Origin of the sequence: Clostridium puniceum (genome assembly GCF_002006345.1) — a bacterium.
In the GTDB taxonomy this organism is placed as follows: Bacteria; Bacillota; Clostridia; order Clostridiales; family Clostridiaceae; genus Clostridium; species Clostridium puniceum.
Genome location: NZ_LZZM01000099.1, coordinates 38,027 through 58,724, shown reverse-complemented (window position 1 = coordinate 58,724; position 20,698 = coordinate 38,027). Strand labels below are relative to the sequence as shown.

Annotated in this window: 15 protein-coding genes; 3 read left to right on the top strand and 12 right to left on the bottom strand. The window is 29.2% G+C overall.

Going from position 1 to position 20,698, the window contains the following annotated elements:
* Nucleotides 1-12: 12 nt before the first annotated feature.
* The 7 genes from CLPUN_RS07695 to CLPUN_RS07665 form a co-directional block, all read right to left on the bottom strand.
* Nucleotides 13-606: a TetR/AcrR family transcriptional regulator gene (locus CLPUN_RS07695; protein ID WP_278281614.1), complete on the bottom strand. Its 594-nt coding sequence runs from the start codon at nt 604-606 to the stop codon at nt 13-15.
* A gap of 311 nt (nt 607-917) precedes the next feature.
* The gene (locus CLPUN_RS07690) at nt 918-2,393 is read right to left on the bottom strand and encodes a protein adenylyltransferase SelO (RefSeq protein WP_077846723.1); all 1,476 of its coding nucleotides are present in this window, start codon (nt 2,391-2,393) and stop codon (nt 918-920) included.
* Nucleotides 2,394-2,708: 315 nt separating this feature from the next.
* Nucleotides 2,709-3,131: a hemerythrin domain-containing protein gene (locus CLPUN_RS07685; protein WP_242954074.1), complete on the bottom strand. Its 423-nt coding sequence runs from the start codon at nt 3,129-3,131 to the stop codon at nt 2,709-2,711.
* Between the two features lie 203 nt (nt 3,132-3,334).
* On the bottom strand, nt 3,335-5,047 hold the full coding sequence (locus CLPUN_RS07680; protein ID WP_077846722.1) for a methyl-accepting chemotaxis protein: 1,713 nt from the start codon (nt 5,045-5,047) through the stop codon (nt 3,335-3,337).
* A gap of 200 nt (nt 5,048-5,247) precedes the next feature.
* Entirely contained in the window at nt 5,248-6,111 is an 864-nt protein-coding gene (locus CLPUN_RS07675) for a S66 family peptidase (RefSeq protein WP_077846721.1), read from the bottom strand.
* A gap of 249 nt (nt 6,112-6,360) precedes the next feature.
* A complete protein-coding gene (locus CLPUN_RS07670) occupies nt 6,361-7,842 on the bottom strand; it encodes a cellulase family glycosylhydrolase (protein WP_077846720.1) in 1,482 nt (493 codons plus the stop codon).
* A gap of 294 nt (nt 7,843-8,136) precedes the next feature.
* Nucleotides 8,137-8,673, bottom strand: a complete 537-nt coding sequence (locus CLPUN_RS07665) for a CPBP family intramembrane glutamic endopeptidase (RefSeq protein ID WP_077846719.1) — start codon at nt 8,671-8,673, stop codon at nt 8,137-8,139.
* A 118-nt stretch (nt 8,674-8,791) separates the two neighbouring features.
* Here CLPUN_RS07665 and CLPUN_RS07660 point away from each other — a divergent pair, with 118 nt between their 5' ends.
* The 3 genes from CLPUN_RS07660 (at nt 8,792) to CLPUN_RS28595 (ending at nt 11,509) form a co-directional block, all read left to right on the top strand.
* Nucleotides 8,792-9,388 carry an accessory gene regulator ArgB-like protein gene (locus CLPUN_RS07660; RefSeq protein WP_077846718.1) on the top strand — a complete coding sequence of 199 codons (597 nt, stop codon included), beginning with the start codon at nt 8,792-8,794 and terminating at the stop codon, nt 9,386-9,388.
* Nucleotides 9,389-9,470: 82 nt separating this feature from the next.
* Nucleotides 9,471-10,202, top strand: coding sequence for a LytR/AlgR family response regulator transcription factor (locus CLPUN_RS07655; RefSeq protein WP_077846717.1), 732 nt, complete (start codon nt 9,471-9,473; stop codon nt 10,200-10,202).
* Between the two features lie 608 nt (nt 10,203-10,810).
* Nucleotides 10,811-11,509 carry a sensor histidine kinase gene (locus CLPUN_RS28595; RefSeq protein ID WP_242954073.1) on the top strand — a complete coding sequence of 233 codons (699 nt, stop codon included), beginning with the start codon at nt 10,811-10,813 and terminating at the stop codon, nt 11,507-11,509.
* Nucleotides 11,510-11,558: 49 nt separating this feature from the next.
* Here the strand turns inward: CLPUN_RS28595 and CLPUN_RS07645 are convergent, their stop codons facing one another.
* From CLPUN_RS07645 to CLPUN_RS07625, 5 genes are all read right to left on the bottom strand, one after another.
* Nucleotides 11,559-13,385, bottom strand: coding sequence for a glycoside hydrolase family 44 protein (locus tag CLPUN_RS07645; RefSeq protein ID WP_242954072.1), 1,827 nt, complete (start codon nt 13,383-13,385; stop codon nt 11,559-11,561).
* Between the two features lie 194 nt (nt 13,386-13,579).
* Nucleotides 13,580-14,956 (bottom strand): dockerin type I domain-containing protein, encoded by a 1,377-nt coding sequence (locus tag CLPUN_RS07640; protein WP_077846714.1) that lies wholly within the window; start codon nt 14,954-14,956, stop codon nt 13,580-13,582.
* Nucleotides 14,957-14,985: 29 nt separating this feature from the next.
* On the bottom strand, nt 14,986-17,112 hold the full coding sequence (locus CLPUN_RS07635) for a glycoside hydrolase family 9 protein (protein ID WP_077846713.1): 2,127 nt from the start codon (nt 17,110-17,112) through the stop codon (nt 14,986-14,988).
* A gap of 358 nt (nt 17,113-17,470) precedes the next feature.
* Nucleotides 17,471-17,611, bottom strand: a complete 141-nt coding sequence (locus tag CLPUN_RS07630; protein WP_077846712.1) for an AgrD family cyclic lactone autoinducer peptide — start codon at nt 17,609-17,611, stop codon at nt 17,471-17,473.
* A 418-nt stretch (nt 17,612-18,029) separates the two neighbouring features.
* Nucleotides 18,030-20,672, bottom strand: coding sequence for a glycoside hydrolase family 9 protein (locus tag CLPUN_RS07625; protein WP_077846711.1), 2,643 nt, complete (start codon nt 20,670-20,672; stop codon nt 18,030-18,032).
* Nucleotides 20,673-20,698 lie beyond the last annotated feature (26 nt).

The following is a 20,698-nucleotide window of genomic DNA, read 5'->3' as shown; positions in this document are numbered from 1 at the left end:
TAAAATCCCTCCTTATTTTTTAATAGACCTTAATAAAATTTCTATTCCATCTTCCATTAAATTCTCAATATTTTTATTGTAATAAGCTTTTATATATTTTTCTTTTTTATTTATTAAACCAATATAACCTGTAAAACTTGACCAAAGCATAAGAGAAATTGTATATGAATCAATATGATCTATTAACTCACCTTTTTTAATTCCATTTATAATACAGTCATTTAAAATCTCTAAAGAATGCTCGCCCACTATATAACTTTTTTTAATTAAACAATTATCATCATCAACTTGGAAATCAAATTCTTTATTTTCATAATCTGAAATAACCTTAAAATATCCATGATTATCTTTACTAAATTTAACAAAAGTTTCACCAAGCTTTCTGATTTTTTCAATTTCACTTTTTTTGCTATTTTCCTTGATTACCTTATCAAATAATTCATTTAATATATTGTATCCTAATAACATTATTTCAAAGTATAATTCATCTTTACTTTTAAAATATGAATATATAGTTTTCTTAGTAAACTCAGCCTCTTTTGCAATATCATCCATTGTAGAATTTTCAAAGCCTTTTTTGAAAAAAATCTTTTCAGCCGCATTTATTATTTCAGTTTTACGAGCTAGTTTTTCTCTTTCTTTTCGTTCTGTAATACCTATTTGAATACACCTCCTATATATAAAGTATACTAATAGTATACTTTATATATTTCTAGTATATACATTATTTTTAGCCTGTCAATGAAAATTTAAAAAATATGATTTGAAAACAAAAAAATCCAAATTTTAAATTTGGATTTTCTTATATATAAATTGTTATATAATTATTTCAGTATACTACTTATACCAAGTTATATTTAATTGATTAACAATTATTAAAAAATTTTATATCAATTAGCTGCTCTAATTCTCCTATTTTAGGTGCCACAAAAAGTTCGATAAGGCTGGTTGCATTTAGCGGGTAATGTGGAGTACTCATCTTGTTCTATAGAGTGAGCATAAGGACAGGAAAGAACTTTAAGAAGCCGTTCCACAACATTATAATCTCCTTGTTTCTCTGCAGCTTCTAATGCTTCTTCCACCCTATGATTACGCGGGATTAGTGCTGGATTAGAATTTTTCATCAATTGATGCGATGAAGCTTTTGTTTGCTGCTGTCTCCCTATTCTTTCCTGCCAAAGCTTATACCAATGAGTAAATGACTCACTATTAAACATATCCATATCAGAAAATTTATTAAATGTTAGTGCAAGAAAAGTGTTGGTATAATCCGCATTATACTTCTGCATTATACTTAGCAAATCTTCAAAAAGTGATTCATCCTGCTGCTCTTCGTTAAAGATTCCTAGTTTTGATCTCATTCCAGCCATCCAATTTTCGTGATACAACTCAGTAAAATTTGAAACTGCATCTTGAGCCAGTTTCACAGCCTCCTCTTGGTTATCATGGAGCAGTGGCAATAAAGTTTCAGCAAATCGTGCTAAATTCCATCCCGCAATATATGGCTGATTTCCATAGGCATAACGCCCTTCTCTATCAATTGAACTAAATACAGTTGCTGGATCATAAGCATCCATGAAAGCACAAGGTCCGTAATCAATTGTTTCTCCACTAATTGACATGTTATCAGTATTCATCACCCCATGAATAAAACCAACTAGCTGCCATTTAGAAATAAGTTCAGCTTGGCGTTTAATTACGTTTTTAAGTAGAAAAAGATATGGATTCTGACCCTCATTACCATCTGAAAAATGTCTCTTTAATGTATAATCAGCTAAGGATTTTAGTTCTTCAACTGTTCCCCATTCTGCAGCATATTGGAAAGTAGCAACCCGCAGATGACTAGCGGCTACACGTGTAAGAATTGCACCTGGCAGAAGGGTTTCACGAATTATTGACTCACCGGTTGTTACCACGGCTAGACTGCGAGTAGTAGGAATGCCAAGGGCATACATTGCTTCACTGATAATATATTCACGTAGCATTGGTCCAATAGCAGCTCTGCCATCGCCACCTCTAGAGTAAGGAGTTCTCCCCGATCCCTTTAGCTGAATATCAACTCTATCGCCTGTTGGAGTGATCTGCTCCCCAAGCAGCAAAGCTCTGCCATCGCCTAACATATTAAAATATCCAAATTGATGTCCTGCATAAGCTTGAGCAAGGGGTAAACCGCCTTCCAGTATTTGGTTACCAGCAAAAACCGCCACTCCATCATTGCTTTTCATTGCTTGAATATTCACGCCCAAAGATGTTGCAAGTGGGTGATTAAGAATAATCAATTGGGGTGAGCTTACAGGTGTTGGTCTCTGGATTTTAAAAAATGATTTTGGCAACTTGGCATAACTATTATCTAAGTTCCATCCTGTTTCTATTATTTCTTTTCGCTCTTCCATTATATTACTCCTTTCTTCTATTTTTTATATAATAATTCCTTCTTTCACATAAAATAACAGCCAGTCTTAACAATATTTTTACTTATCTACATTCTTATAATAACAAAATTCTTCTCTTTTATTATTTGCTTTTGATAATTTATTATACCTTGTATATTTTATAGTATATATCATCCTTATAGAATACATAAAAATTCAATTATATGATAAATGCGTAGCCTTTATTAATATTTCTAATCATATATTAAATTAAAATAGCCAGCAAAATATTAGTATTTGCTGACCTTTTTTAACTCCTTAAGTTTTAATTAATTTTCATATTCCCTTTTTAGTAATTAATTTGTATAATTCATTTTCTTCTTTTAAAATCCTATTTTTTATCTCATTAAGTATAGGTTTTGTTTTAGATATAAATGTGTCTATTTTTTCATTTATTTTACTTTTAGTATTAAATTCATTTTTATAATTTATAAATGCATCAGCAATGTTTCCCATTTCATTAATATAATCATTTGCTATATTTTTTAGTTCTATATCTTCTCCCTCAATTAGATTAGGATATAAAAACTTATCTTCAGAATTTAAATGAATTTTCAACTTTCCAGCTAAATTATTTATATGTGGAACAAAATCATCTAAATGATTTAAGTAATCTTTGTTATTTATTATTTTTTCAATGTAATTTAACTCTTCCATAATGTCCTTGTGTTGTCTCATAAAATTATCTATATTTATCATACAGTATCTCTCCTTACTATTAACTCTAATGCCATTATATCTCTATAGTTAATAATTTTATGTAACACATGTTACTAATTACAATTAGTAATAACTTTATTATCTATTATTAATTTTATTTTTTAATAATAGATATATGTTCAACTAAATAAACTACATATATTTAGTTATTGTGCATTGCTTTAATGTAATAATTTAACTTTTTATATCTTAAAGGTTAATACTAATTGAGTTAACTTTTCTGCAGTTGCAGCTTGATTTTGAGCCACTACAGCAACTTGTTCAATTGCTTTATTTGTTTCTTCTATTCCTATTAAAATCTCTTCTGAATTATTTTTAGTATCCTTCATATTATTTGCAATAGTTTGTACAACCGCTGAAATTTCTTCTGTTGAAGCATTTAATTCTTCAGTCATTGATGCCATATTTTGTGATAAATCACTAATAAAAGCTGCATCTTTTTCATATTTATCACCTGTATCAATCAATAAATCGTAATTGTCTTTTACACTGTTATCAATGTAATAAAGTATATCCTTTGAATTAGTAGATAAATTATCAAAAGTAACTTGAACATTAGAAACTACAGTTTGAATACTTTTTACATAATCTGCTGATTGTTCAGCAAGTACTTTTACTTCATTTGCAACAACTGCAAAGCCTTTTCCCTGTTCCCCCGCTCTTGCTGCTTCAATATTAGCATTTAAAGCAAGTAAATTTGTTTGTTCTGCTATTGCTGCTATAGATTTTGCAATTATACCAATTTCACTAACTACTTTTCCTTGCTCAATGGCTTTAAGTATATTGTGTTGTTTTTCTTCATATAACCTATCAGCTATTCTTTTAGAATTAGAACCTTTTTCTTTTATATCAGTAGCTCTTTCTTTTATATATATAGACTGATCACTACTTTCTGTTGAGCTTGAAGCTAATTGTGTTATTCCTGAATTAACTTCCTCCATAGTTGATGATAATTCTTGAGTATTTTCATTTATTCCATTTATATTTCTTACTATCTTAGAGGTATTTTTATCTATGTTTTCAAAATTACTTGCCATTTCTTCTAAAGTAGCAGATAATTCTTCACTAGAAGCTGTTACACCTTGAGCTTGATCTATTATATTTTCAATTGCTCCTCTCATTCTTTCTTTTGCATGGTTTAGTGCATTAATGAGTTTTCCTAATTCGTCATTGTTTCTACTCTCTAAGGAATATGTTAAATCTCCATTTCCTAAAGCTTCTGCCAATAATAATATCTTTTTTACTGTCTTTGATATGTATAATGATAAAATTGACCCAATAATAATTGCTAAAATAATGCCTAATGCCAAAATCACATGCATTATATTAGTGGTAATTTTATAATTTTCTGCATTACTTTCATTTGCTTCTTTTGCTAAACTGTAATTTGTTTCAATCAACTCATTTAACTTTTCAAACATATCATCTCTAGCTTCAAACATATCAACTCTTTTATTAATTCCTTCGCTATAATTTTCATTAGCCAGTAATTCTAAAACACTATTTCTTTCAATTTTGTATTTTTCTAAAAGAGAAATAAAATCATTAAATGTTTTTTTAGAATCATCTGATATAGTTATTTTTTCAAAGGATTCAATGTACTTATCAGTAGTAGATTGACTTTCTTCAATCAATTTTATAGCATCATCTGTTTTTGCTGTATTATTATCTATAATTGTACCTTGAACTATTGATAATTCATCTAGTAAATTTTCTTTAATTAAATGTATCTCATCAATACTTTGCAAATTGTTGGAATAGATATTTTGTGCATTTTTTTGAATATTTGTCATTCCAAACTTTCCAAAGAATCCTGTTACTGCAATTAATAAAGCAATACACATAAATCCTAATAATAATTTTGTTTTGATAGATAAATTTCTTATAATATCCATGTTTATTCCCCCTGTAAGCCATTATTTTAATGTATATTTTTAAATTCAATTATTAAATACGCTGTAAAATATTAATTATTATATTAATATCTCTCAACACATATTATTTTATTTCATTAACCTTAATAATAGCTTAACAGATAAAATTAGGACTTTTTCCCATTATAAACCTTAAAATTTGTAAAATTACAAAAGCTTTTTCACCTTCCAATTTTTATATTTTTCCCAATGATTATGCATTTTGAGTCTTTTCCATGACCAATTTCACTTGTTTTCACAATTGGCATATTGGGATTATTAACCATTTCTTTTATTATTTCTACTATAGTCGGAAAATACTTTTCTCTCTCCATTTCAGTGTAACTTCCAAGTAATATTCCTTTAACTTTTTTAAATACACCCATTTGTTTATATTGAGTCAAATATGTCACCATCTTAGGTACATCCCCTCCTAAGCTTTCTAAGAATATAATTTTATCAGTAAAATTGGGCATGTATTCTGTACCTGCAAGCTTTAAAAAACAACGCAAATTCCCTCCAACTACAATACCTTCTATAGAATTCCCTTGTATCCATTCATACTTAAAGGTTAGAAGTTCATTCCCACTGCTCATAAATGTATTTTTAAATTCTTCGATCTGTCTATTTGTATTACTTTCAATTAAATTTCTTATCTGATACAAATAAGTTTTGATTCCTGTTTTAGAATATAAAGAATTTAAAATTACAGATAGATCACTATATCCAAAGAAAGGTTTAGGATTATTTTTTATTATTTCAAAATCTAAATAATCCAAAATTCCATTTGCTAAATCTCCACCAGATACATCAAATATAGCTTTTATACTAGAATCCTTGAAAAAGCGCATTAAAACCTCTGCTTTTTCTTCTCCAGTTCCGTTAAACTCAGAATTTTTTTTATAAATCTTATCACTAAATTCAATTTTAAGACCAATCTTATTTAATGTAGTTTCTAATTCTTTCATCTTTATTATGTTACTTTCCTCTAATCCATTAGAGCAAGCAACAATAGCTACTTTATCACCACATTTTAATAATTTCACAATAAATCTCCTCCCCTCAAATATAAATTAATCTTATATAAATATATGTTCTAAAAAGTTTACTATATATTTTAAATAATATAAACAAGTTAATTTTGCAAACTTTGAATTTTCTTAATTAAAATCTATAAACATAACAAATAAATATATGAATTTTCTTAATAACTTACTTAAAATATTAAAAAGTATCTCCTTATAAGTTTATCATAAAAGGAGATACTTTTTAATTTAATATATTATTGAAGTTTTTTATTCCAAGAGTAATTTTTTCAAGTTAAAAAGATCTGAAGTATTGATTCTTCCATCTTCATTCATATCTGCATTTTTAGTATTTATTTTATTTGATGTATCCATTATATATTTTTGCAATACTATATAATCTGTAATATCTACTTTACCATCATCATTTATATCACCTTTATTAATTACAGGATCTATTACTGTATTTCCGCCTACATGTGTACCATTCTTACCTAGATTTACTTTATGATCTAAACCTATAAATTTGCCACTTTCCTTTTCTTGCCATAGTGTTGGCTTAACAAGTGCCATTTTAGCAGTATCTACAGTTTTAAAATCATATCCAAGTATTCCACCTGTATCGCCTGAATTTGGATTCAAACACCAAAAAGTGTGGTTAATATTCTTTTCTGTAATAAAGTCAGCCAAAGCTTGCATCCACTTTTGGTTATTTGAACCATCCATATTTCCGCCCCATTCACCTACTAATAATGGTGCTATGTTTTTGTCTTGAATGTAAAACCAATTAGGCTCCCAAGCTTCTTTTAATAAGCTTTCTTTAGTAAAACCATTTTCAAACCATGGTTGCATTGATACCCCTGGACCATAATCATGTGGCGAATATACCACTTGATTTGGATGATTTTCAATATTCACCGGATGCTCTTGAACTCCTCTAAGATTTCCGCCCCACCAAGTTCCATAATAATTATCTATAGCCTTAGTACTATAATCAAATCCTTCCTTAGGATATGTCTCTATTCCTTCTACCATAATTAAAAGATTAGGATTAATATCTAAAATTTCTTTTCCAACTTTTTCGGCTTCATATTTCCAATTATCTATATCTGTTGATTCATCCCATTTAGCTGCTTGTTCTTGTCTATAGGCTTTACCGTGTGGCTCATTAAAGATATCCATAGCAATTACAGTATCATCATTTTTATAATGATTAGCAAGCCATTTCCAACATTCTTCATAATCTTCCACACTATATTTATCAGTATACCATAAATTGGATTGACTTCCATTTATAATTCTGTGCATATCAAGCATTACTTTTATACCCTTTTTCTTGCAAGTCAATATTGATTTATCAAGTATTTCTAAACTATTTTTATTCTTTAAGTCTGGATTAACATAATCATTAATTGAATCTGGCATTGGATAATTTCCTTGCCTCCATTCATTTACCAATTGTACTGATAATGGAACTCTAAGTGTATTAAATCCATTGTCTGCTACTTTGTCTAAAATATCATCTAATGTATTTGCCCATAGTCCATGATAAGAACCATTGGGAGTTTCATTCCCAAACCAAGCAATACCAGTTAACCTAACTTCATTTCCTAAAGAATCATAAATTTTACTACCATCAGTGTGAAGATAGTCATCATTATTGTCACTTTCTGATGCAAATACAATAGTTGGTGTCATTAAAGCAATTACCATACTCATGAAGATTGCTAAAAAATTTGGTTTAAATTTCATTTCCATCCACCTTTCTTCTTAATAACTTTATACATTTTTATGAATAATTTCATGTATAAATTATTCTATTTATTTACAATAATAAATCTTTTATTACTTAATACAAGCAAAAAATCGCTAATGTTTAATTTTTATACTTAAAAATACTATATACGTCAACTTTCCTATTATTAGACTCAAATTTAGTATTTTATGAAATGTTTTAATCTGTTATTACTATAAGAAAAAAATAGATGATTAAATAAGACTTATTTTGTATAAAATCTTATTGCTCATCTATTCTTATCCGTATATCTATAACCCCATCCATATGCATAAATTAAATACAGAATGACATATTATAGGTATCCATAAAGATTTGTATTCTTTAAACAAATACCCTAATGCAAGGCTTACCATAGAAATATTAATAGCAGATCTTATAATATCTGTATTAGAATTTATCCAGACAGGCATATGAGATAAAACAAATATTATTGTAGTTAATAAATTAGCTTTCCAAAATTTCATATGATTCCATAGCTTTTGCAATATAAATCCTCTAAATGGAATTTCCTCAACAAATCCTGCAAGTAAGCCACTTATCCATAATACTCCTAAATTTAGATGAAATGAATTAAAACCAGTAATTGCATTTTTTGTAATAAGTAGTATTATAAAAGTAGAACTTACTATTATTGCTATTAATATGCCTTGTTTAGAATTACCTCTTATTTTTAAATAAACTAATGGATTTACTTTATCTTTTAGCTTTAAATAAAGGATTACTGGAATTACAAATAAAAATAAATTTATTAATATCCCCCAAATAAAAGAACTTATACTGTCCATATACAAATATACCTCCATAAAACATTTTTACATAATACTAGTATAAATTAAATTTTTGATTTATACTATATATGTCTACAAAATTAAATTATTTTAGAAAGGATTTGTTATATAAATTATGATTATTACAAATAAGTTAAGTGAAAAATGTTTAAATTTTATAAAAAATAACACTCCAATACCAGAAGAAAATCTAGAAAAAATTTACTACGGTCTGCAAGTAATTATGCTAGATATATCTAAATCAATTATTTTACTTACAACTGCATATTTTTTAGGAGTATTGCAATATACGTTCATTGCGTTTATAGTTTTCGCAGTTCTTAGAGTTTCTGCTTCTGGAGTTCATGCAAATTCAACTATACAATGTATAATTGTTAATTATATACTATTCTTAGGTAACGTTTACTTAAGCTTAAATTTCTCTATAAATATAATAATACAATCTATTATATTTATAATAAGTTTAATTCTTATATTTTTATATGCACCTGGAGATACTGAAGAACGTCCTCTTGTGAGCAAAAAATTAAGAAAACGTTTAAAAATAAAATCTATTGTGGTTGTTATAATTTTTTATATTGCAATTATATTAATTAAAAGTAATATATATGCTAATTTAATCACCTACTCAATTTTAGAAGCATCTTTAGTTATCACCCCTATGGCTTATAAGCTATTTGGTAAAAAAACTAATAATTATAAATATATATAAATTATGGACACGTGTTCCATTTTACGATATAATCATAGGGCATATTTTAGTTTAACTATCATTATAAGGAGAGGAAATAATTATGAATAATATTATTATTTGTGAAGATGATGTGAATCAAAGAAAACAACTTGAATCTATTCTGGCTACTGAAATAAAAAAATTTAATTGTAAAATTGCTCTTTCTACAGATAATCCCCATGAGGTTATTAGACATATCGATAATCGTACAAATAGTTTTGTATATTTTTTAGATGTTGATTTAAATAGCGACCTTAATGGTTTTGAGTTAGCAAAATTAATAAGAACTTATGACCCTAATGGATACATTATATTTTTAACAGGTCATGCAGAATTAACATTACTTACTTTTCAATATAAAGTACAAGCTCTTGATTATATAATTAAAGGCGATGTTAATATATTAAAAACAAAAGTTGCAGATTGTCTAAATGCTGTACATACTACTTTAAATGCTGCTAAAGCAAAGGTAGACACTAAAATCTCAATAGAAGTTGGTAACAATGTTGTTTTACTAGATTTTGAAGATATTTTATTTTTTGAAACTGCTGGTAAAGAGCATAAAATTTCTGTTCACACTTTTAATGGACAATCAGAATTTTATGGAACGTTAAAAAATATTGAAAAAACAGTATCTTCTGATTTTTATAAAACTCATAGATCTTATTTAGTTAATACTAAAAAGATTAAGTCTATAGATAAAAATAATATGGTTATAGAAATGGTAAATGATGAAATATGTTATGTATCATTACGATACTTAAAGGGGTTGTTAAAAAAATGTCTTCATTAGCAATTAACATAATTTATCCATTATTTACAGTGCTTCTTTTTTTACTTCCAGTTCTAAACTTTACTTTTTTTGTTAAGCCAAATAAAAAGGTATTATTTATATATTCATTAATATTATATATATTTAATGGTTATATATTGATTAATAATACTTTTAACATTTTATTTTTAATTCCTATATTTCTTTTTATATATCTACTAATGATATATAAGAAAGTTCTTATTTCTATTGTTCTTTCTGGATTTATATGGATATTAATATGTATTTCAGATAGTATTACAGGAGCAGTATTTATATATTTTTTAAAATACACTCACGCCGATATAAGTAATAGTTCTATATTAGATTTACTATCTCAGTTTCTTCTTTTTTTTATTACCTTTATTCTTAGTAAATTAATCAGACTAATTTTATTAAATTTTTTCAATAAAATTGATGTTAATTTTGATATTCCTAAAGAACTTCCCATCGCATTTTTATTTAGTATTATATTAATTATATTTGCTATTTATGAAACAGCCATATATAATTATGTAATATCGTGGGATAGTTCTATGATTTTATTTAATGCAATAACTTTACTCATATTTTTTATATTTGTTGTCGCTATGCTGTATTACAGTTTTACCTTTTTAATAAATAAACATAAAGCTAATGAATATTTGCAGTTAAAAGATTATACAAATATGATTGAAAGCATGTATTCAGATTTAAGAAGCTTTAAACATGATTATTTGAATATACTTTCAACCTTAGAAATGTATATTGAAAAACAGGATATAAAGGGTTTAAAAGACTTTTATTACAGAGAGCTATTACCTGAAAGCAATACAATTATAAGTAAAGATATGTCTTTATCTTTATTGTCTCATATTAAAATAAGCCCTTTAAAAGCTCTATTATCTTCAAAGTTTAGCACTGCCCATTCACAAGGAATAAATGTATCCATAGAATTAATAGATGATATAGAGCATATTAACATGACTACTATTGACCTTTGTAGAATTGCTGGCATTTTGCTTGATAATGCAATGGAAGCTAGTATTTTATGTGATAATAAATTTATCCATTTTGCTATGATAAAAACTGATACTGAAATCATATTAAATATCTCTAATTCATGTTTAAGTTCAACTCCTCCTATTCATAAGCTTTATGAAAAAAACTTTTCTACCAAGGGTGAAAACAGAGGCATCGGCTTAAATAATATAAAAGATATTATTAATAAACGTTATAATAATGTTCTTTTTAATACTGCAATTGATAATTGTATTTTTAAGCAAGAATTAATAATAAGCAACGAATAAAAACTGTAGCAAATTTCTTTGCTACAGTTTTTATTCGTCTTATAATACCTTAACCTTCTAATATCATCTTTTTTAATGCAAAAAGATCCGCTGTATTAATTCTTGCGTCTTTATTTATATCTGCATTTTCTTTATTTATATTAATTGATTCTCCAGTTATATATTTTTGTAGAGCTGTATAATCTCTTATATCAACTATATTATCCCCATTTACATCTCCAATTACAGTATTTACTTTTTCCTTAAGATCTAATACTATATGGCATACTGTTAATTTGGGAATTGTATATTCAAATTTGTTATCTGAAATATTTGTTATAGGAGTTTTTTCTGTAATTTGTGGACTACTTTCATCAAAAGCCCACACCTTTCCTGATCCATAAATTTTATTTCCACCTATGTTAAAGCTCATTGTCATAGGTTTATCATAATTTTTATTAATCATTATTACATGCAATTTAGAAGAATCCTTACTGTCTAATGCAGAATATACAGATGAATTTTCAACATCAGAAGTTTCAGCTTTAACCTTTATATCTCCATAAGTTGACTTTTCACCATCATAATTTCTATATAAATTAAATGCTGATTGTGTATAATCACTTTTACCGCTAAATGGCCATAATGATGCAAAATATACATTCTGATTAGCAAATACACCAAATGCATCAGCTTGAGCAATTCCGCCTGATATATGATTATTTCCACCAAAATTATACTCTGTTATTCCTAATTTTGTTCCTGGATAATAAGTATCAATTGAAGCTTTCATTTTAGGAATAATTGGAAGATACGAACTTGCCCATTTACCAATCCAGCTATCCTCTATAAAGTTTGAATCCCATAAGGTTCTAGGTGCTTGTATACGAGCCTTATTACATTCAACATTTGTATCCGTACTTTCAGTTACTCTAATACCTCCCCCTGTTGCTTCTGAATAATAGTGAATATCAAATACATCCAATAATCTCTTTCCTTCTTTTTCAGATGCTTTTTTCATATTATCTAGATAATAATCTGGAAACCATTTATAATTTCCTTTTACATTATTCCAATCAGGTGCACTGACTAAATCTAAATATGAACCCATTCCAAATAATACTGGTCCAAATATTTCTGCATTTGAATCCATATCCTTTACCATTTTTGAATATTCTGTGCTTTTAGATATAAGTTCTGCACAAGTTACTTTATCTTTATGAATTCTAGGATGAGTAGTATACCAAAGCCCAGGTTCATTATCAAGACTATAGCCTTTAATACCTGTATTAGTATCTGCTTTTCCATATTTAGATATTAGTGAATTTACAAATTCGTCCATATATACATAATTATCGGTTAAATCTGGTGTTTGAGAGAAAGCATTTCCCTTTCTTACTTTAACCTCTGCCCATCTTGCTGAAGGTGCTGTTTCTGTTTCACTTACAGTTCCATTTTTATCTTTCGCTACATACCCTGCCATCTGTAAAGTAGCAAGTGAATATGTTGCTCCATTTTTTAAAGCTTCATCCTGAAAATCTGTAACTACTTTACCCGGAATGTTTTGAGCGTCATAAGGTTTATTCATAGTTAAATAATTATCACTAGAATGCTTCCAATCACTTCCTGCATTTGAAGCATTGTTTTCCCAATTATATCCTGTTAGCCTATTTCCACTAAGCCTGCTTGCAGTTGCCACTTGTGGAATTGTACCTTCATTCCCATTACAATCATAATTAGCCCCATAAATATATGGGCTAATTTTAACATTGTCTGCACTTGTATCAATAGTCACATTAATCTTACCTGTATCTTCAGCATTTACATTTATTATTGGAATAAATGATATTGTTACCACTAAAGCTACTAAAAGCGCTACTCCTTTTCTTCTTTTCATAATTATTACCTACTCCCTTATATTAAAAATTACTTTTTATATAACAAATGTTTTTAGCTATCTTTTCATTATTTAAGCAAAACTTTCTAATTTATATAAAAAATATTAATTATTTTGTGCATTCCGATCTTCTTCATAAAAATGCTCTTTTATTTGGTTCAGAATACACAAAATTACTTATAGATATTTATAATCTAAAGATCTAAGATTATTTTTCTCAATGCAAAAAGATCTGCTGTGTTGATTTTTGTATCTTTATTAATGTCTGCATTTTGTTTATTTATACTATAAGATTCGTCAAGTATATATTTTTGTAATGCTGTATAATCTAATACATCAATTTTGCCATCACCATTTATATCCCCTAACGTAACAGCACTATTTCCTGTAGACTTATCATTCATTGTTTTTGCATTTGCTGCAATTACAGTAGCAACCTCACTAGGATATAATATACGGAATCCATCATAGTCTGGATATAAAGTACTATTATCAAATCCAATACCTGATAACATCCAAGGCATTAATCCTGCACCACCATTATCTATTACAGTTTTTCCCCAAGTTGTATATACATTTACTTGATTGCTCTTTATTCCATATTCTTCAAGCACAGCTGGTTTATTGGCCACATTTGCTGCTTCAATATGGTCTAAAATCCATTTAGTACCCCATTCAACACTTCTACCCCATCCATCTGGATATAAATGATATGTTCCATAATCGATTGTAGGTATAGCAACTATTGTCTCCCAGTCAACACCTGCACCACCAGAGTAATTATAATCCCAATTATAAGTTGCTCCATCTCTCTTAAAGAAACCTTCATCTCCAAGTGCAACAAGATGGTTTGAATCTATACTCTTAATATAAGAGCTCATTTCTTTTGTCCAATTAACAAGAGTAACTCCAGTTGTATCCGTAGTACATCTTGGTTCATTTCCAAGTTCCCAAGTCATAATTGTTGGGTCATCTTTATATTTTACTCCAGTATATGTGTTAGTTCTGTTTAAGAAGTGATTTATATAATTTTTATAAGCAGTCTTGCATGCTTCATTTGTATAAAAATCATCATGCTTAGATGCTCCAGTCCATTTTACATATTGATCCATTCCACCAAAGTCTGTCCAATTGTTTACAAATGGAACTACAAGTTTTATTCCAGCTTCTTGAGCTTTTTTAACAACATAGTCAAAATGTACAAATCCCTCTTCACTATATACACCAAGGCTAGATTGTAAAATTACGTCACAAGCAGATATTCCATCAAGGAATCCCCATGTCCTCATAACTTTCGATCCCATAGCTTCCGCATCAGCAAATACATCATCTACCATGTATTGAGGTGCATATGGTAAATAATAGTTATTTTGCCCTGAAAAATAAAAATCATGTCCATCTACTTTAAATTTGTTACCATCAGTAGTTACAAATCCACTATTAGTTTTAGTCATGGACACTGCTGCAGTTGTAGTCACTGAATCTTCCGCATTTGCCCCTATTATTGGTAAACCTGAAATTGTTATTGCACAAGCTATTAAAAGTGCAACTCCCTTTTTTGTTTTCTTCATTTTCATCTACTCCTCTATATTAAAATTACTTAATTGATTATAATTTTCCTTAACATAAAAAGGTCTAAAGTGTTTACTCTATTATCACCATTTAAATCTGCATTTTTTAATTCTATAGTATCAATCGGATTCATTATATATTTTTGTAATGCTATATAATCCATACTATCAACTTCACCATCACTATTTATATCACCTAATTTTGATGGTTCAGCACTTTTTTGTGGAGTATTACCATATACTAAAATTCCATCATCATATACTGGTATTTTATCAGTTTGCACTGGTGCTTCTCCTGGTACCGTTGTAATTCCTTCATATGAAAAATCATTAGAATTGTCCCAGGTACTAGTAAGATGTGGTGATGCCATTCTAAACTGTACTTCTTTTTTAAAGTAAGGTTGTCCTCCTGGATATATTTTAGTACCTGAAAAATCAACATTAACATAATATATGTTTTTTGCTTCATCCCAAGGTATTAAATTTGATACCTTGGCACCTTGATTATAATTTGTTGAAACTGTAACATCTTTTGCAGTATAACCTGCTTTTACAATTTCACTAATATCTACAAAATATTTAAAGGAAAGTTTATCTCCAACTTTTGCTGGCCAGCCGGACCTGTTATTTATTAATGCCTTTATTTCCATAAAATCAGAATCCTTAGCATTAACTCCAGCTTCAACAAAAAATTCATCATTAGTTTTTTCTTCTATAGCTTTAAAATTTTCTACTGGTTCTCCTCCATGTTTTTTGTACATCTTTGCTAAAGCTCCCACAAATCCAGCATTATAATCACAAGCTACTTCGTTACTAACGAAGTCCTCAACGTCATCCTTATAAGAATCATTTGAGCCTGGTCCTCCAACTAAAGCTCCATATAAAACATGACGATGATAATTTGGAATTTCTTTTTTATCTGACCAAGAGCTTTGTGCTCCTCTATGATGAGGATGTTCAGGGGAATTTGTACCAAACCCAACTTCAAAACTTCTTCCTGTACTTCCAAGTGCATAATTAACTTGGCTCTCCAAAAACTCTTTATATGTTGATACTTTTGAAGTAGTACATCCTGACCACTCTGAATATACTCCTGCTAAAAATGCAGTAGTTGTAGAATGTCGTAATGAACCCCAAGAGCTTAACCATGCTAATCCTTTAGGCGTATAGGCTATACGTCTTCCATTATACCCTGTAGTCCAGAAATCAAGATTCCTTTCTATACTTTCTTTATATAATTCTTTATTAGTTAGTTTAGCTAATAGCAATTCTGCTCCATAATGCACATCATCCCAACATTGCCCCCATGTATACGATATAGTTGAAGTCTGCTGTTCTACGCTCCATTTAGGAACATAACTCTCTGCCTTATCTAAATAATCCTTATCTTCTGTTGCCATATAAAGCCAAGTGGCAGCCCATGAAAGTTCATCAAAGAATCCACTTGTACTATAAAAGCCTGATGCTGCCTTATAGCCTGTATCACTTTGTGTTTTATCTGCAAATTCAAATAATTCTTCTGCATGTTTTAAACATGTTTTTGAATATTCAGGATCAGCCTCTTTAAAAACAAGTGCTGCTGCTGCAAGTGATGCTGCTGTTTCTGCTGTAACTGTAGAGCCTGGATTCTTTATATCTACTTTATATGAAGGCCTTTTCATTTGCATTACTTCAGGAGGTCCCCAAAAAGAATGGTCTTGTCCACCATCACCAACTTGATAATAATAAACATCTTTTTCTGGGTGGCACTTTATAAAGTAGTCATTTGCCCATTTTATTGAATCCATAATATATTTTAATTGTCCACTTTTTTCATAACTCTCTTTATCCTCATACAAAGACCACGACAGCATAGTTGCACTATAAGACATTGGTAAGTTAAATTTCACATGATCTCCAGCATCATACCAGCCACCAGTAAGATCTATACCTACATCCTTTCCATCCTCCATACCTGAATCACTTCTCCAATTATCTCTTTTATCCTCAGGTAATTTACCTGAACGTTGAAATTCATAAAAAAGTATTGATTTTTGAAGTGCTTCTCCATAGTTATAATAATTATTATTATTTACACTTCCGCTAGCAGTTAATGGCTGGCAAATTCCTATAATTAATAAAACAGAAAGTATTAAACTTATATTCTTTTTATTCATTAGCTTTTTCATCTCCTCTCCTTAAATTATATTTATATATATTTATTATCCGCCTAGCAGTTACATTTATCCACCAAGAAATCCTAAATAACATACAGTTATTCACCATTTCACATTTTCCAATTTTATCAACATTTACGACAATATTTTATTATTTTAAGATTTTTTATTATATGTATGTCGCAATTAGGTTTATCTAATAAACTTAGTTTCGTATGGAAATGCTAATATGGTTTTATTATAAAATTATTATTGCCACCTATATACGCTAATATAAAAATACGCCTAACACATAACTTTAAATTATGCATTAAGCGTATTTTAGCTTATCTACCAAATTTTTACAATAAAGTTGTAATTAATCAACCTTATATAATGATTTTGGCATTTTAGGTTCCTCAAAATGTGTACAGCACATAGTTGACGAAACTGAGGCAACAAGCATTGCTACAGCAGAAAGAGATAGTGCTAAAAAGCTTTTGATTTTAGTAATTTTCATGTTAAATCCCCCTAAAACTTATATTATTTTTTTAATTTATCCATAATAATTCAAGTTATTTTTAGGTGTGCCAACATTTTAACTTAAATCATAATGAATAATATTAATTAAAACACATTGTTATCGTTAACACAAATTAATTATACTACATTTTTCCTATAAATGAAACACTTTTTTTTAATTATTTGTTACATTTTTTTATTAACACAAAATCTCTGCTGTATTTGTTTTACCATCATCATTTAAATCTGCATTTTTATTAACTTTATCATCTATAGTATGGACTATATTTTTTTATTCTATATAATCCATACTACCAACTTCACCAACACTATTTAATTTATAGTGAATATCATTAATAAAAATACATTGTTACCATTAGCGCAAAATAATTATACTATAAAGGAAACATATTCCTCTAATTGCTTGTAATAATTTTTCTTAATGCAAAAAGATCCGCTGTATTTATTTTTCCATCACTATTCAAGTCAGCATTTGCAGTGTTTATATTACTACTTGAAGGATCCATTATATATTTTTGTAATGCTATATAATCCATACTGTCAACTTCATTATCACCATTTACATCACCCTTTATACCTTCACCAGGTGTAACTGTTCCTGTAGCGCCTCCATTATCATCCATATATGAAGTAATCCATGCAAAAGGTGCATTCCAGTTAATTGTGATTTCATTTGTTGACCATGATTCTATATTATCCATAAAGCATTTAGCTGCTGGTTTTGAACCTTGTTTCCAACCAGATCCTTGAACCCATGGATCTTCTAAACCAGAGTTTGGTCCACCTGACATACATCCTGCTGGTGCTTTAGGGAACGCGTTATCTGCTTGGTATGACCAGAAACGGTGATGTGGATTTTCAAGTGGGTTGCTACCGTATCCTGTAACATAAGATTGAACATTAGCATTATTTCCTAGTAGGTAATCCATAGCTCTTGCTGCTCCATCTATATATTTAGTAGTAGTATTTTTATTAAAGTCATTAGCATACGCCATTACAATAGTTTCATTAGCAACAAAAGCGTTTGACCCCCAAGGATATCCAGTTAGGCTCTTTGATGTACCATTAAATGAAGATACAACAGGCCCTTGTGGCATTGGTGTACCATATCCTTCAGCATTTTCATTGGCTACAAATTTATCTGCTGCTGCTGTAATATTAGCTCTTGCAGTTTGCACCTCTGCTGCATCTAACTTAGTAGGAACAAGTGATAAAGTTATTGTTCCTAAACCTTCTACATTACCCCAGTCAAAAGAACCTGATAATCCATGATCTTCTCCACCAGTTAATGTAGTAGGCATTTTTAAGTAATATTCAGAACTCTTAATATAATCTAAATATTTACTTTCTCCAGTTGTAGCATAAAGTTCGCATGCTGCCCAATAGAATTCGTCAGTAACCTTATCGTCTCCATAAGCTCCACCACCAGTACTTCCTGTCATTGGTGCATAAACTTTTGGATGAGCTACTGCTGCATCCCATGCTGTTTCAGCTGCCTTTAAACATTGATTTGCAAAAGTACTATCATAAGTTTTGTAAAGACGAGCACCTTGTGCTGCAATAGCTGCAAGATTTAATGTAGCTGCTGTACTTGGTGGTTGTATAAAACGCTTCATCTTATCATCAGCTGGAGCAATTCCTAACGCTGTCCAACGTTCATCATGTGCTTTGTGGTGAACCATTCCTGCCATATTACCGCTCTTTATTTGGAATTTTAATAAAGTTTTTAAATTATAACCAGCTTCATCTAAAATATCAGGAATTCCATTTCCACTTTCAGGAATATTCATGGTTTTATCTGCAAAAGGAGCTTTTGAAAGAGCATCTTTTTGATTATACAATGCACGTTCATATTGATTCAGCATAGTCCATGTAGATATTCCTCCATTAACTACATATTTACCATGATCTCCTGCATCATACCATCCACCTGATACATCTACAGTACCACTTTCGTTATAACCGTCACTAGGAACAATAGTGCACTGATCATTTGTATGTCCAGCTGCTCTAGTTAAATCATTAGATCCAGCATAAGGCATTGTTATAGGAATACCACTTCTATTATGGTAGAAATATTTTATAGCATCAGATTTCATTTGTGTATATAGATTATTTGAAATCTTAAATGTCATACTTTTTTTAGGTGAAACATCTGCTGAATCAACTTCTAACTTATAGCCAGTTCCTTCTGTTGTATAATCTGAAAAATCAATTGTATGAACTCCATCACCTGATGCTGCATCTTTTCCAAACACTGTAGTTTTTCCAGATTTTACAACATTATTGCTGCCATCCAATAGTCTCCATGCTATAGGTGTAGTTGAACTAGAAACTACAGTAGCTTTCTTTTCACGATTTGTAAAATATCCTACTTGATTAACACGAATAGCATTTGTTGGTTCTGGTTCATCTGCATCATATCCTAAAAATTGAGGATCTTTAACATGTATATTATCAAAAGAAACTGTATATGGAAGATTAGCTGCTATACAATCTCCTACAAGGTGGAATGCAAATTCACATGCTGCTTCTGTAGGATCAGTCATTGTAAAAGTTTCAGTAACCGTTGTAGGAACGTTAGCTTTTAAACTTAATGGCTGCCATTGTTTATGATTGTAATTCCAATATTCTTTATATTCTTTTCCTTGTTGCCCTATTTTAGGATATACTTTACAATCTGCTGTAGCTGTTACTGTAAATGATACAGTATAATTATGTCCTTGTTCAAGAGTTAATCCTCTATGACGGAATTGAACAGCCCATCTATTCTCTTTATCTTTTTTGTCATCAGGTGGTGTTACAATCTTTATATTATAAGTACCACCATCAATATCAAAACTAGCATCAGCTGGATAAGTTTCAACTTGGTTCCAAGGTAATCCCACTCCATTATCAAAAGTATTGTTTCTTATTAAATCACCAACACTAACTTTCCCAGTGCTTGTTGTAGCAGCACTGGCAAAAGTAACTGGTGTGCATAAAGACATTAATAGTCCGCCTGTAATCATTAAACAGGCTATTTTTTTTCTTATCATTACTTCTCCCCCTATTTATCCCTAAT